Raw genomic sequence first — 13711 nt, forward strand, 5'->3', positions numbered from 1 at the left:
CGGTCAGGTATGCAAACGTGCCGACTGCGCGGCCAGATTCAAGTCAGGCGCGCCAACGCCAGCGGGCCAGGGCCTTGATGACTTTCATCCAGAGTTTGCGGGTGACCACCACGATGGAATCTCTTCGAGAGGGGGAAACAGAATTGCCCAACGTTATCTCAGGCGCAGATTCTAAGCAACCGGCTATCAGCTCTTGCAGGTTACCAATCACCATATCCGGTGACTCTTCTTCAATCGGGCGACCGTGGTTGTAGCCGTAACTCAGCGCTACGCAACGAACACCGGCAGCCTTGGCGGCCAGCACGTCATTTCGCGAATCGCCGACAAATATCGATTGCGCGGGAGTAGCGCCAGCCATTTTCATTACAAACAGTAAGGCAGCAGGGTCGGGTTTTGTCTGTGGCAGGGTGTCGCCACCGATAATCCAGCGGAAAAACCGCCCCAGTTTCAACTCATCCAGTAATGGCGCCACAAAGCGTTCGGGCTTGTTGGTGATCAGGGCCATTTCAACACCCTGCTTTTGCAGCCACTTGAGGCTTTCACGCACACCGGGGTAGACCTTGGTGTGTGCATGGCCACCGTCGTAGGCTTCCATGAAAATTTCCAGTGCCTGTTCGGCCTCTGTGTCATCAACACCACTGCCGTCCATATTCCCGGCCAGGGCACGGCGCACCAGCATGGGCGCGCCGTTACCGATCCACAGCCGTACGTTTTCAATCCCGGCGGGCGGACGACCGAGCTTGAGCAGCATGGCCTCCACGGCAACGGCCAAATCCGGTACCGAATCAATCAGGGTGCCATCCAGATCGAACATCACCAATTTTGGCAGCTGCCCCTGGAGTAGCTGCTCAAAGCGGCTCATGGGCGGGCCAACGTAAGCTCGGCACGCATTTTCTGAATCACTTCTTCATAGTTTGGCGTGTTGAAAATGGCGGAGCCGGCGACAAAGGTATCGGCACCGGCTTCAGCGATTTCACGGATATTGCCAACGTTTACGCCGCCGTCGATTTCCAGGCGAATCTCGCGACCGCTGGCATCGATCAGGGCACGGGCTTCGCGCAGTTTGTTGAGCGTGCCGGGAATGAATTTTTGCCCGCCAAAGCCCGGGTTCACGCTCATCAGCAAGATCATGTCGACCTTGTCCATCACGTACTTGAGCACATCCAGCGGGGTGGCCGGGTTGAACACCAGACCTGCCTTGCAGCCGCCTTCGCGGATCAGTTGCAGGGAGCGGTCGATGTGCTGGGTCGCTTCGGGGTGGAAGGTGATATAGGTGGCGCCGGCTTCGATAAAGTCGCCGATGATGCGATCGACCGGGCTGACCATCAGATGCGCATCAATCGGTGCGGTGACGCCGTACTTGCGCAGGGCGGCGCAGACCATCGGGCCGATGGTCAGGTTGGGTACGTAATGGTTGTCCATGACATCGAAGTGAACGATATCAGCACCCGCGGCGAGTACGTTGTCCACTTCTTCGCCGAGACGGGCGAAATCGGCGGAAAGAATCGATGGGGCAATAGCGAAGGGCTGCATGACGCACCTTTTAGTGGGCTAAACACGGTGGCGCGCATTGTATACCGCTGGCTATGTGCCGCACACCGTAGCAGCGATGATTGGCCATTTGTAGCAGCTGCCGAAGGAACGAGGCTGCGTTCGGTTGCGCAGCGACCGTAAACCCTCAACCCCGGTTTTAGATGACACACCGTGTTGCCTGTTTTTACGACGGCTTCGCCGCCGAACGCAGCCTCGTTCCTTCGGCAGCTGCTACGCAAAGTGCAATATCCGGTTAAGTGTTCACTTTGATACTTGCCGATGGCTGATCTAGCGTTAGAAAAAAACAGACCGAGGGCAAAGGATTGCCAATTTCAAACAACGCTTGTCACCTGCGCACAGGGCGCTACTCCGAACCCGGCCACATTTACCTGCTCACCGCCGTCACCGAGCTACGGCGACCCGTATTTACCGACTTCCATCTAGGCCGTCTTGTGGTGAACCAACTCCGGCATGCTCACGACGACGGCATCGTCAGGTCCATCGCCTGGGTGGTCATGCCTGACCACTGCCACTGGCTCGTAGAGTTACGTACCAAAACCCTGGGCGAGTTGATGTGCCGATTCAAGTCACGCAGCAGCATTACGGTCAATAAAGCATGCCGATCCAGTGAGCGAATCTGGCAAAGGGGCTATCACGACAGGGCTGTCAGACAGGAAGAGGACATTAAAAACATCGCCCGCTACATCATCAAAAACCCGATCCGCTCTCAACTGACCTCGCGGATCGGTGATTACCCCCTGTGGGATGCCTGCTGGATCTAGACCCGAGCCGTACGCATTTTCTCGCTACGCCCACGCAACCACACCAGGAGCCGATAACTCACAGAGAGCAAAAACATTTCATCTCAACCGTCATACCCTGACAAATACTGATCAACCCATTACGCTGCCGGTACTACTTCTGGCCTGGAATAACCGATGTTTTCTTATCGTCTGGCACTACCGGCTTTGTGCCTGTCGCTGATATTGCCGTTCGCCCTGCCAGTGCTTGCAGCCGATACCAAGCCCCAAGTCGAGCCAGAACCCGCAGTTCGCGCGCCCCTGCCCGAGCGCAGTCTGGAAGATGCGGCGGCCCTTGAGCGGCAATTGCCGCAACATGAGCAACAACAACTGCAAGCACCCAATGACAGTTTTCTCGCCCTGTGGAAGCCCGCAAACAGCAGCGCCCCCGAGGGTGCGGTCATCATCATCCCCGGAGCCGGTGAAACCGCTGACTGGCCACTGACCGTCAGCCCTCTGCGCAACAAGCTGCCGGACGCCAACTGGGCCAGCCTGAGCCTGAGTCTGCCGGACATGCAAAGCGAAGCCAGCCAGCCGCGCGAAGCCGAACCAGAGAAACCTCCTGCTGCAATTGCGACAGACAGTAGCAGCAAGGCAGCCACCACCACGGCCAAACCCATCGAGCAGGCCGCCAGTGACGGCACCGAAAGCACGGAATCCGAAGCGGCTCAAACCGGGCAAGACCTGGACAAGGCCGATGCCGAGCGCATCTTCGCCCGTATTGATGCAGCGATTGCCTTTGCCCAGCACCAGAACATGCGCACTATCGTTCTGCTCGGCCATGGTTCCGGGGCCTACTGGGCGTCGCGTTATATCAGTACCAAGCATCCTGCCCAGATCCAGAAACTGATCATGGTGTCTGCCCGCAAACCTGTGTTGGCAGAGCCGGACCTGAGCCAGTTGACCCCGGCCCTCAACGTGGCGCTGCTGGATATCTTCTATAAAGACCAACCCCTGGCCCGCGAAGCCGCCCTGCAAAGATTGCAGGCCAGCAAGCGAGCCAACGGGTCTAATTTCAAGCAGGTCGGATTGTTCGCCACCCCGGGCAACCGGGATGGTGAACAGGAGCAGTTGTTTCGCCGTGTACGCGGCTGGCTCAGCCCGCAACCTGTGGATAAGTAAACTGCGCTAAAAACCACGCCGTTCACGGATCGAGGCGTAGGCCTGGTGCAGTTCACGGGTTTTTTCCGTGGCCTCGCGCACCTGCGCCGGGCCCGCACCGCTGCCGGCAACCTTGTCCGGGTGATGACGACTGAGCAGGCGGCGATAGGCTCGCTTGATTTGCTCAGGATCACTGGCCTCGGTCACCCCCAGCAGAAGCAGCGCTTGCCGGTAGGTACCGCCACGGGTCGCCAGCGGTTTTGGCTGAGGCTCATGTTCGCCACCCAACACCAGAACCTGTTGGCGGGTCCAGCCCAGCCAGCCCCCCCAAAGCACTATCAGCTCACGTTCCTGGGGAGCCACCCGGCCATCGGCCAGGATCATTCGCCAGCAGGCACGCAATACACCTTCTGCCGCATGAGGCTGAGCCTTGAGCCGTTTCAGGTAACCGCGCAGCGAATCAGTACCGGATTTGCCACGGTTGAACGCGGCAATGGCACGCTTTTGCGCTGCAGGCTCCATATCGAGCTGACGCATTTCCAGCCGCGCCTGCTCGATATGCTTGCCCACCACCTGTCCGCCGCTTTTGGCCAGACGACCGAGCAACACAAACAACAACTCATCGTTGCGCAGCACCGGCCGGGCACCAAAACGCTCAAGCAGATCGGCCCAACTGTGCAGTTGCAAGCGCCGGTCGAGCGCCTGCCCCAGTAAAGCACCGAGCATGGCCCCCGGAATACTGGCTATGAAAAAGCCTGCTCCGGCTCCGATCAGAGTCCCTGGCCACAACATGCTAGCGCGCGCCCTTGATCAACGACTCGACTTCGGCCAGGCGCTCGTGCGTCCCTACATCCACCCAATGCCCTTGCAATCGCTCACCTGTCACTTGCCCTGCCGCCATGGCGTTACGTAATAGCGGTGCCAGTTTGAATGCACCCGCCGTACAGCCCCTGAACAGATCGGGGTGAAGCACGGCGATACCGCTGTAGGTCAGCGTATCGGCACCCGACATGCCATCTTGAACCTGTCCGCCGCTCAAGCTGAAATCACCGCTCGTGTGGTGTGCCGGGTTATCCACAAGAACCAGATGAGCCAGCCCGGTCAACGGCTGACGCAAGGCAGCAAACTCGTAATCGGTCCAGATATCACCGTTCACCACGGCAAAGGGTTCATCGCCAAGCAACGCCAGCGCCTGGAAAATTCCGCCACCGGTCTCTAGCGGTTCGCCTTCCGGGGAGTACTGGATGCTGACACCAAACTGCGAACCGTCGCCCAGATGATCTTCAATTTGCTGACCCAGCCAAGCATGGTTGATCACAATGTCGGTAAAACCTGCCGCGGCCAGCGCCCGCAAGTGGTACTCAATCAACGGCACGCCACCCACACGCACCAAGGGCTTTGGTGTATGCAGGGTCAGTGGCCGCAAGCGCTCGCCCTTACCGGCGGCCAGAATCATCGCTTTCATGCATCGACCTCGCTGACCAGCCCCAGGCTGCTGAACAACTCACCCAGCTCTGCCAGCTCGGGACGTCGCGCCAGCACAGCTTCTATATAAGAGAAGAAGCGCGGTACATCGGCCAGATAGCGTGGTTTGCCATCGCGATGACAAATGCGGGCAAAAATGCCGATCACTTTCAAATGCCGCTGCACACCCATCAGGTCGCTGGCGCGCAAGAATTCTTCAAAATCGCGCTGCACCGGGATGCCCAACGGCAGCGCCAGCTTCCAGTAATCCTGCAGCCAGTTGCGCACACGCTCTTCAGGCCAGCTCAAGAAGGCGTCCTTGAACAGGCACGTAATGTCGTACGTCACCGGGCCATACACTGCGTCCTGGAAATCCAGCACCCCAGGATTGGGAATGCTGAGCATCAGGTTGCGCGGCATAAAGTCGCGGTGCACCAGCACTTTGGGCTGCGCCAGGGCACTGTCGATCAGCAGCGTACTGACTCGTTGCCAGACGGCCTGTTGCTGCTCATTGAAATTCACCCCCAGGTGAGCTCGCACGTACCACTCGGGGAACAGCTCCAGCTCGCGACGCAACAAGGCCACGTCATAGCTGGGCAAAGGCTCGGTCATCGGCAATTGCTGAAAGGCCAGCAAGGCTTCAATGGCATCCTTGAACAACTCGTCGGCGTTGCTGCTGTTGATCACGTCCAGGATGGTCTTGTTGCCCAGATCGTTGAGCAATAGAAAGCCGCGATCAAGATCCTGAGCGTAAATTTTCGGTACGTTAATCAGGCAAGTTCGCAAAAAATCAGCAATATCGACGAAAGGTTTGCAGTTTTCCTGGGGCGGCGGCGCGTCCATGACAACAAAACTGCGGCCCTCGCCCTCCCAGCGAAAATAGCGTCTGAAGCTCGCATCGCTACTGGCAGCAGTCAACGTGGCCGGGGGCACAGCTCCCCAACCCTCATTCTCGAACACGGTTGCCAGCTGCTCATCCAGCCAAACTTTCAGGTGTTGCAGGCGTACATCTTGGTCAGGCATTACAAGGGTCTCCGACGGCGCTAGCCGTCAAGCGGGTCATGCTTTATTATCCAGAATCTTTTCCAGACCATCGATAGGCGTGCGGTCCCCCACCGCGGGCTGATGGCACGCAGGAAGCCCGGACTAATAAGATGGCATTGAAATCCCCCGCGTTTCGTAAAAAATTTCCGTTGCTGGTAACCGGCAGTTTGCTGGCCATGCAACCTCTCGCCACGCCGTTCGCGTTTGCCGAGGAGCAGTATGACTGTTCCGTGTCGGCTACGGGGGGCTGGGATTGCGCACCAAAAACCAACGTGGCGCAACTGCCACCGCGTCCTGCGCACGGTGACGGGTCTGTGGGTGCCAGCGGTGAAACCAGCGAGCAGGCCAAACAGGCCCCGCTGGTCACCGAGGCCAAAGGCCGTGGGCTCAAGGCGCGCAGTGACGATTACAGTCACCTCGACTGGGTGCCCCGGGACAAGCTGACCGCTGCCCAGTTGGCCGAAACCGGCCCGTACTGCTCCGGTTCGTACGTAGAGCCCATCCGTCCGGGCATGAACGACCCCACCAGCAAAAGCGACGCCCCGACCTTTATCGGCGCCAAAGCCTCCCGCTATGAGCAGGAAGAGCAGGTTGCGACCCTGGCCGGTGACGTAGTCATGCGCCAGGGCAGCATGCAGATCGAAGCCGACGAAGCCAGCCTGTACCAGGCTGAAAGCCGTGGCGAGCTCAACGGCAAGGTGCGCCTGCGTGACAACGGCGCACTGATCGTCGGCGACCACGCCGATGTGCAACTGGACACGGGTGCGGCCAAGGTCGACAACGCCGAATATGTGCTGCACAAGTCGCGCATCCGCGGCAGTGCGCTGTATGCCAAGCGTGCCGAAGACTCGATCATCCGCCTCAAGGATGGTACCTACACCACCTGCGAGCCAAACAGCAACGCCTGGCAGCTCAAGGGCAATAACATCACGTTGAACCCGGCCACCGGTTTCGGTACGGCCACCAACGTGACGCTGCGGGTCAAGGACATTCCGGTGTTCTACACCCCGTACATCTATTTCCCGATCGACGATCGCCGCCAGTCCGGTTTCCTGCCGCCGTCCTTCAGCAGCAGCACCGACACCGGCTTTATGCTCGTGACCCCGTACTACTTCAACCTGGCACCTAACTACGATGCCACGTTGTACCCGCGCTACATGACCAAGCGCGGCCTGTTGATGGAAGGCGAGTTCCGCTACCTGACCGAATCGAGCGAAGGCCAGTTCGGTGCCGCGTACCTCAACGACGACAACGACGACCGCAAGCGCCAGACCGACTACACCGACAAGCGCTACATGCTTAACTGGCAGCACAAGGGTGGTCTCGACTCCCGTGTACTGACCGAAGTCGACTACACCAAAATCAGCGATCCGTATTACTTCCAGGACCTGGAAAGTGACCAGATCGGCGTTGAAAGCCGTGACTACCTGAACCAGCAGGGCGCCGTCAGCTACCGTGGCGATGACTACACCGCCAAGCTGAACGTGCAGGCCTATCAACTGGCTACCGTTACCCAGATCACGCCTTACGACATGTTGCCGCAGCTCACCCTCAACGGGATGCTGCCAACTCACCCAGGTGGCCTGAACTTCGCCTACAACACCGAACTGGTGCGATTCGATCGCGACTTGGAAACCGGTAAGTACACCAACGAAGACGGCACCACAGCAGATCGTCTGGACACCAACGTGAAAGGCCTGGCCCGTGCCAACGGTACGCGCATGAATCTTGCACCTAGTGTCAGCCTGCCGCTGAACTGGAGCTATGGCTTCCTGACGCCGTCCCTGAAGTACATGTACACCCAGTACGACCTGGACTTGGATGGCACCGGAAAGTCTGAGCTGCCCACTGGCCAGAAATTCGATAGCTCGGTCAACCGCAGCGTGCCAATCGCCAGCGTCGACAGCGGCCTGTACTTCGACCGCAACACCAACTGGTTCGGTACCAACTACCGCCAGACCCTCGAGCCGCGTGCGTTTTATCTGTATGTCCCAGAGAAAAATCAGGATGACATCCCGATCTTCGACACCAGCGAAACCACCTTCAGCTATTCCTCGCTGTGGCGTGACAACCGCTTTACCGGTACTGACCGTGTAGGCGACGAGAACAAGCTGTCGCTGGGTCTGACCAGCCGCCTGATCGAAGACAACGGCTTTGAGCGTCAACGCATCAGCGTGGGCCAGGCCTACTACTTCAAGGACCGCAAAGTTCAGTTACCGGGCATTGACGCAGACCGCAAGGATGCTACATCCAGCGTGTCCCCTTATGCCCTTGAATACGCCTATCGCTTCAACCGCGACTGGCGTGCGACTGCTGACTACAACTGGGATCCGGAAACCCGCAGCCCGCGCTCAGGCAGTGCGATGATGCACTACCAGCCTGAAGACAACCCGAACAAGGTGGTCAACGCAGGCTTCCGCTACCGCAACGACCAGGTGCGCTACGACCAGTACACCGGCAAGTGGACTGTGGGCGGTGGCGACTATCTGTCCCCGGGTGATCCTGGCTACATCAAGGATTACTACAAGATCAAGCAGCACGACTTCTCGGTTATCTGGCCGATCGTGCCGCAATGGAACGCCATCAGCCGCTGGCAGTACGACTACAACCGCAACCGTACCCTGGAAGCCTTCGGTGGCTTCGAGTACGACAACTGCTGCTGGAAGCTTCGTCTGATCAGCCGTTACTGGGTATCCAACGACGAGTACACCCAGGAAGCCCCTCAAAACGAGAAGGGCGACCATGGTCTCTTCCTCCAAGTTGTGCTGAAAGGTCTCGGTGGCGTTGTTGGCACCAAAGTAGAGAGCTTCCTCGACAAAGGCATCCAAGGTTATCGTGAACGTGAAGATCAAGCTTTCTGAGTGTCTGCGCCCGCTAATGCTGGGCGCGTTGTTCCTGGGTACTGCAGCCAGCGCTGCAGTACAGCCCCTGGATAAAGTGGTGGCCATCGTCGACAACGACGTGATCATGCAGAGCCAACTGGATCAGCGTGTCCACGAAGTTCAGCAAACCATCGCCAAGCGTGGCCAGGGTGTACCGCCTGCCAGTGTTCTGGATCAGCAAGTGCTTGAGCGCCTGATCGTCGAAAACCTGCAACTGCAGATCGGCGAGCGTTCAGGCATTCGCATCACGGACGAAGAACTGAACCAGGCTATCGGCACCATTGCCCAGCGCAACAACATGACCATCGAGCAATTCCGTCAGGCCCTGGCCCACGACGGTCTGTCGTATGAAGATGCCCGTGAACAGGTGCGTCGCGAGATGATCATCAGCCGTGTGCGTCAGCGCCGCGTGGCTGAGCGCATTCAGGTCACGGATCAGGAAGTGAAAAACTTCCTGGCCTCGGACCTGGGCAAATTGCAGATGTCCGAAGAGTTCCACCTGGCCAATATCCTGATCCCGACGCCTGAAAGCGCGAGCTCGGAAGCCATCCAGAACGCGGCAAAGCAAGCTGAAGAGGTCTACAACAAGCTCAAACAGGGCGCTGACTTTGCCCAAATGGCCATCGCCCGCTCCGGCAGCGACACGGCACTGGAAGGTGGCGACATGGGCTGGCGTAAAGCTGCTCAACTGCCTCCCCCTTTCGACCGCATGCTCAGTGAGATGCCTGTAGGCGACGTTACACCTCCAGTGCGCACGCCAGGCGGCTTCATCATCCTCAAGCTGAACGCGAAACGCGGCGGTGGATCAGTGGTGGTGGACGAAGTCCATGTCCGTCATATCCTGATCAAGCCAAGCGAAATTCGTACTGAAGCGCAAACCAAGGAACTGGCAGCCAAAATCTACGACCGCATTACGTCGGGCGAAGACTTTGCCACCCTGGCCAAGACTTACTCGGAAGACCCGGGCTCCGCCCTCAACGGCGGCGACCTGAACTGGGTTGACCCGAATTCGCTGGTGCCCGAGTTCCGCGAAGCCATGGCCGACACTCCGCAAGGTGTGCTGTCCAAGCCGTTCAAGACCCAATACGGCTGGCATGTTCTGGAAGTTCTTGGCCGTCGTGCCACTGACAGCACCACCCAGGCGCGCGAGCAACAGGCTATGAACGCTCTGCGTAACCGCAAATACGATGAAGAGCTGCAATCCTGGCTGCGTCAGATCCGCGACGAAGCCTATGTTGAAATCAAGCTGCCAGGCGCAACCGGTACTGACAGCGCAGGCCAGGCCGCGCAGTGAACACACAGCGTTTTGCCCTGACACCCGGCGAACCGGCAGGCATAGGTCCCGACCTGTGCCTGCTACTCGCCTCGCAACACCAGCCACACCCCCTGATCGCCATCACCAGCTGCGACCTGCTCCTTGAGCGGGCCGCGCAGCTCGGTGTGGCTGTCAGCCTGCTACCGGTCGAGCCGGGCAACTGGCCCGATCAGCCGGCTCCGGCAGGCAGCCTGTACGTGTGGGACACCCCGTTGAACGCCACGGTTACCGCCGGCAAGCTGGACAAGGCCAACGCAGCCTTTGTGCTGCAAACCCTCACACGCGCCGCCCAGGGCTGCGTGGATGGCGACTTTGCCGGCATGATCACCGCCCCGGTGCACAAGGGCGTGATCAACGAAGCGGGCATCCCGTTCTCCGGGCATACCGAATTCCTCGCCGACCTGACCCATACACCGCAGGTCGTGATGATGCTTGCCACCCGCGGACTGCGCGTGGCACTGGTCACCACTCACCTGCCCCTGCGTCAGGTCAGCGATGCAATCACCCCCGAGCGACTGATGCGGGTCACCCGCATTCTGCACGCCGACCTAAAACAAAAATTTGGCATCGCCCGGCCGCGCATCCTGGTTTGCGGGCTCAACCCCCATGCAGGTGAAGGCGGCCATTTGGGCCACGAAGAAACAGACATCATCGAACCAACCCTGGAGCGCCTGCGCAGCGAGGGCATGGACCTGCGTGGCCCGCTGCCTGCCGACACTCTGTTTACCCCCAAATATCTGGAACACTGCGACGCAGTGCTGGCGATGTACCACGACCAAGGCCTGCCCGTACTCAAGTACAAAGGGTTTGGTGCCGCAGTCAACATCACCCTGGGCTTGCCGATTATCCGCACCTCTGTCGACCACGGCACCGCCCTGGATCTGGCGGGTAGTGGCAAGATCGATACCGGCAGCCTGCAAGTCGCCCTGGAAACCGCCTACCAGATGGCCGAGACCCGTATATGAACGAGCAATACCAACACAAGGCGCGCAAGCGCTTTGGTCAGAACTTCCTGCACGATGCCGGGGTTATCGACCGCATCCTGCGCGCCATCAACGCCAAGGCTGGCGAACGCCTGCTGGAAATCGGCCCGGGCCAGGGTGCCCTCACCGAAGGCATTCTCAACAGCGGTGGCCAGCTCGACGTTGTGGAGCTCGACAAGGATCTGGTGCCGATCCTCAACCGTCAGTTTGCCGGCATGAGCAACTTCACCCTGCACCAGGGTGATGCCCTGAAGTTCGACTTCAAGAGCCTCAATGCTGCCCCTCGCACCCTGCGCGTGGTTGGTAACCTGCCGTACAACATCTCCACGCCGCTGATTTTTCACCTGCTGAAAAACGCCGAGCTGATCCGCGACATGCACTTCATGCTGCAAAAAGAAGTGGTTGAGCGCATGGCCGCCGGGCCTGGCGGTGGTGATTGGGGTCGTCTGTCGATCATGGTTCAGTACCACTGCCGCGTCGAACACCTGTTCAACGTAGGCCCGGGTGCATTCAACCCGCCGCCGAAAGTTGATTCAGCGATTGTCCGTCTGGTGCCCCACGAAGTGCTGCCGCATCCGGCCAAAGACCACCGCCTGCTTGAGCGCGTGGTTCGCGAAGCCTTCAACCAGCGCCGCAAGACCCTGCGCAACACCCTCAAAGCCTTGCTCAGCAACGCTGAAATCGAAGCCGCAGGCGTCGATGGCAGCAAACGCCCGGAGCAACTCGACCTGGCCGCCTTCGTGCGCCTGGCCGACAAGCTCAGCGAGCAACCGGTCGTGGCGCCCGCCGCCGACTGATCGCCGAGAAAAAACGGGTACCCGGCCAGACGCCACGTCTAGCCGGGTACCCGCTGTTTGGCCTAGACTCAGGCATCAGTTTTATCCCGAACTGTGTCTTCGCTTTCAAGTAAGGCCTCTCGCATGCACGATCCCCGCTATCTGGTCGACGTCAGCGTCGTCACACGTTACCTGCCAGAACAATCACAGCCCGAGCATCAGCGCTTTGCCTTTGCGTACACCATCACGGTACGCAACAACGGTTCAATACCTGCCAAGCTGTTGTCACGGCACTGGGTAATCACCGACGGCGATGGTCATGTAGAAGAAGTCCGTGGCGCCGGTGTTGTAGGACTGCAACCCAAGATTGATCCCGGCAGCGAGCACACCTACAGCAGTGGGTCGGTCATCACAACCAAAGTCGGCACCATGCAGGGCAGCTACCTGATGCATGCCGATGACGGTCATGAGTTCAAAGCCATTATTGCGCCCTTTCGCCTGGCGGTACCCGGAGCCCTGCACTGATGGCGGTGTATGCCGTTGGCGACTTGCAAGGCTGCCTGAAACCGCTCAAGCGCCTGCTCGAACGCGTGGCCTTCGACCCCACCAAAGACAAGCTCTGGCTGGTGGGCGACCTGGTCAACCGCGGTCCCGAATCACTGGAAACCCTGCGCTTTCTGTATCGCATGCGCGAGTCGCTGGTGTGTGTACTGGGCAACCATGACCTGCACCTGCTGGCCGTGGGGCGCAATATCGAACGCCTGAAAAAAGGCGACACTTTGCGCGAAATTCTCCAGGCTCCCGATTGCGATGAGTTGTTGAACTGGCTGCGTCAGCAACCGCTGCTGCATTACGATGCCGAGCGTGAGGTTGCACTGGTGCATGCCGGAATACCGCCCCAGTGGACGCTGAAAAAAGCCCTCAAATGCGCCAGCGAAGTCGAACAGGCGCTGCGCGATGACAACCTTGTCGGCCCCTATCTCGACGGCATGTACGGCAACGACCCGGCCAAATGGGATAACGGACTGACCGGCGTTACCCGGTTGCGGGTTATTACCAACTATTTCACCCGTATGCGGTTCTGCACCCGGGACGGCAAGCTCGACCTGAAAAGCAAAGAAGGCGTAGGTACTGCACCGCCCGGCTTCGCTCCATGGTTCAGCTACAAAGAACGCAAAACCCAAGGCCTCAAGATCATCTTCGGGCATTGGGCAGCACTGGAAGGCAACTGCAAGGAACCCGGCATCTTCGCACTCGATACCGGCTGTGTCTGGGGCGGCGCCATGACCCTGCTCAATGTCGACACCGGCCAACGCCTGCTCTGCGATTGCGACGATCCAACACTTGCCGTACCCGGCATTGCCCCACACTCCGCACCAACTTCCCAACCCTTGGGCGCCAGCCAGCCGCGCCCGCTTTCAGGCCACAGGAATTTCCCATGACCGAATTCAAACGCATCCCGCCAGAACAGGCTCAGGCCCTGCGCGAACAAGGCGCCGTAGTCGTCGACGTGCGTGACCCGCAAGCTTTCGCCGCCAATCACATCAGCGGTTCAAAACATCTGGACAACCACTCGCTGCACGATTTCATCGCCAACGCCGACCTCGACGCCCCTCTGATCGTGGCCTGCTACCACGGCAACTCCAGCCAGAGCGCTGCGGCGTATCTTGTCGGCCAGGGCTTTAGCGAGGTCTACAGCCTGGATGGCGGCTTCGAGTTGTGGCGTACCACTTACCCGGACGAAACCGCCCAAAGCCCGGGCGAATAATATTTTTATCAGCCCCAGCCCCCGTGATCAGAGGGCTTGGGGCCT

Annotated in this window: 14 protein-coding genes; 9 read left to right on the forward strand and 5 right to left on the reverse strand. The window is 59.3% G+C overall.

What is annotated here, in order from left to right:
- Positions 1–43 precede the first annotated feature (43 nt).
- Positions 44–862 (reverse strand): phosphoglycolate phosphatase, encoded by an 819-nt coding sequence (locus GHO03_RS03205; RefSeq protein ID WP_094999946.1) that lies wholly within the window; start codon positions 860–862, stop codon positions 44–46.
- The gene (gene rpe / locus GHO03_RS03210; protein ID WP_153399133.1) at positions 859–1533 is read right to left on the reverse strand and encodes a ribulose-phosphate 3-epimerase; all 675 of its coding nucleotides are present in this window, start codon (positions 1531–1533) and stop codon (positions 859–861) included. The genes GHO03_RS03205 and rpe overlap by 4 nt, the downstream gene beginning before the upstream one ends.
- 323 nt (positions 1534–1856) lie before the next feature.
- On the opposite strand from rpe, the gene GHO03_RS03215 reads away from it, so the two are divergent.
- Both GHO03_RS03215 and GHO03_RS03220 read left to right on the forward strand, forming a co-directional pair.
- Positions 1857–2315 (forward strand): transposase, encoded by a 459-nt coding sequence (locus GHO03_RS03215; RefSeq protein WP_095020431.1) that lies wholly within the window; start codon positions 1857–1859, stop codon positions 2313–2315.
- 156 nt (positions 2316–2471) lie between these two features.
- Positions 2472–3455: an alpha/beta hydrolase family protein gene (locus GHO03_RS03220; protein ID WP_095031834.1), complete on the forward strand. Its 984-nt coding sequence runs from the start codon at positions 2472–2474 to the stop codon at positions 3453–3455.
- A gap of 6 nt (positions 3456–3461) precedes the next feature.
- On the opposite strand, the gene GHO03_RS03225 is transcribed toward GHO03_RS03220, so the two are convergent.
- From GHO03_RS03225 to GHO03_RS03235, 3 genes are read right to left on the reverse strand one after another with little or no spacing between them, the layout of a single operon-like run.
- Positions 3462–4226, reverse strand: a complete 765-nt coding sequence (locus tag GHO03_RS03225; protein ID WP_094999942.1) for a DnaJ domain-containing protein — start codon at positions 4224–4226, stop codon at positions 3462–3464.
- A 1-nt stretch (position 4227) separates the two neighbouring features.
- A complete protein-coding gene (gene murU, locus GHO03_RS03230; protein WP_133144050.1) occupies positions 4228–4899 on the reverse strand; it encodes an N-acetylmuramate alpha-1-phosphate uridylyltransferase MurU in 672 nt (223 codons plus the stop codon).
- Positions 4896–5921, reverse strand: a complete 1026-nt coding sequence (locus tag GHO03_RS03235) for an aminoglycoside phosphotransferase family protein (RefSeq protein WP_153399136.1) — start codon at positions 5919–5921, stop codon at positions 4896–4898. Before GHO03_RS03235 ends, murU begins: the two co-directional genes overlap by 4 nt.
- 131 nt (positions 5922–6052) lie before the next feature.
- Here GHO03_RS03235 and GHO03_RS03240 point away from each other — a divergent pair, with 131 nt between their 5' ends.
- The 7 genes from GHO03_RS03240 (at position 6053) to glpE (ending at position 13666) form a co-directional block, all read left to right on the forward strand.
- Positions 6053–8803, forward strand: coding sequence for an LPS-assembly protein LptD (locus tag GHO03_RS03240; protein ID WP_130872132.1), 2751 nt, complete (start codon positions 6053–6055; stop codon positions 8801–8803).
- Complete coding sequence (surA, locus tag GHO03_RS03245; RefSeq protein ID WP_169916416.1) at positions 8778–10118, forward strand: peptidylprolyl isomerase SurA; 1341 nt, start codon at positions 8778–8780, stop codon at positions 10116–10118. Before GHO03_RS03240 ends, surA begins: the two co-directional genes overlap by 26 nt.
- Positions 10115–11104, forward strand: coding sequence for a 4-hydroxythreonine-4-phosphate dehydrogenase PdxA (pdxA, locus tag GHO03_RS03250; protein WP_094999937.1), 990 nt, complete (start codon positions 10115–10117; stop codon positions 11102–11104). The genes surA and pdxA overlap by 4 nt, the downstream gene beginning before the upstream one ends.
- Positions 11101–11919, forward strand: a complete 819-nt coding sequence (gene rsmA / locus GHO03_RS03255) for a 16S rRNA (adenine(1518)-N(6)/adenine(1519)-N(6))-dimethyltransferase RsmA (RefSeq protein WP_094999936.1) — start codon at positions 11101–11103, stop codon at positions 11917–11919. Before pdxA ends, rsmA begins: the two co-directional genes overlap by 4 nt.
- Before the next feature lie 123 nt (positions 11920–12042).
- Complete coding sequence (gene apaG, locus GHO03_RS03260) at positions 12043–12423, forward strand: Co2+/Mg2+ efflux protein ApaG (RefSeq protein WP_094999935.1); 381 nt, start codon at positions 12043–12045, stop codon at positions 12421–12423.
- The gene (locus GHO03_RS03265; RefSeq protein ID WP_094999934.1) at positions 12423–13340 is read left to right on the forward strand and encodes a symmetrical bis(5'-nucleosyl)-tetraphosphatase; all 918 of its coding nucleotides are present in this window, start codon (positions 12423–12425) and stop codon (positions 13338–13340) included. The genes apaG and GHO03_RS03265 overlap by 1 nt, the downstream gene beginning before the upstream one ends.
- A complete protein-coding gene (glpE, locus tag GHO03_RS03270) occupies positions 13337–13666 on the forward strand; it encodes a thiosulfate sulfurtransferase GlpE (protein WP_094999933.1) in 330 nt (109 codons plus the stop codon). The genes GHO03_RS03265 and glpE overlap by 4 nt, the downstream gene beginning before the upstream one ends.
- Positions 13667–13711: the final 45 nt, after the last annotated feature.

Origin of the sequence: Pseudomonas sp. FSL R10-1339 (assembly GCF_009600545.1) — a bacterium.
Lineage (GTDB): Bacteria > Pseudomonadota > Gammaproteobacteria > Pseudomonadales > Pseudomonadaceae > Aquipseudomonas > Aquipseudomonas bubulae.

Excerpts from the sequence above, each read along its gene's own strand:
- GHO03_RS03240 (WP_130872132.1), top strand. The coding sequence starts at position 6,053 with ATGGCATTGAAATCCCCCGCGTTTCGTAAAAAATTTCCGTTGCTGGTA.
- murU (WP_133144050.1), bottom strand. The coding sequence starts at position 4,899 with ATGAAAGCGATGATTCTGGCCGCCGGTAAGGGCGAGCGCTTGCGGCCA.
- rsmA (WP_094999936.1), top strand. The coding sequence starts at position 11,101 with ATGAACGAGCAATACCAACACAAGGCGCGCAAGCGCTTTGGTCAGAAC.
- apaG (WP_094999935.1), top strand. The coding sequence starts at position 12,043 with ATGCACGATCCCCGCTATCTGGTCGACGTCAGCGTCGTCACACGTTAC.
- GHO03_RS03220 (WP_095031834.1), top strand. The coding sequence starts at position 2,472 with ATGTTTTCTTATCGTCTGGCACTACCGGCTTTGTGCCTGTCGCTGATA.
- glpE (WP_094999933.1), top strand. The coding sequence starts at position 13,337 with ATGACCGAATTCAAACGCATCCCGCCAGAACAGGCTCAGGCCCTGCGC.
- GHO03_RS03205 (WP_094999946.1), bottom strand. The coding sequence starts at position 862 with ATGAGCCGCTTTGAGCAGCTACTCCAGGGGCAGCTGCCAAAATTGGTG.
- rpe (WP_153399133.1), bottom strand. The coding sequence starts at position 1,533 with ATGCAGCCCTTCGCTATTGCCCCATCGATTCTTTCCGCCGATTTCGCC.
- GHO03_RS03265 (WP_094999934.1), top strand. The coding sequence starts at position 12,423 with ATGGCGGTGTATGCCGTTGGCGACTTGCAAGGCTGCCTGAAACCGCTC.
- GHO03_RS03225 (WP_094999942.1), bottom strand. The coding sequence starts at position 4,226 with ATGTTGTGGCCAGGGACTCTGATCGGAGCCGGAGCAGGCTTTTTCATA.
- GHO03_RS03235 (WP_153399136.1), bottom strand. The coding sequence starts at position 5,921 with ATGCCTGACCAAGATGTACGCCTGCAACACCTGAAAGTTTGGCTGGAT.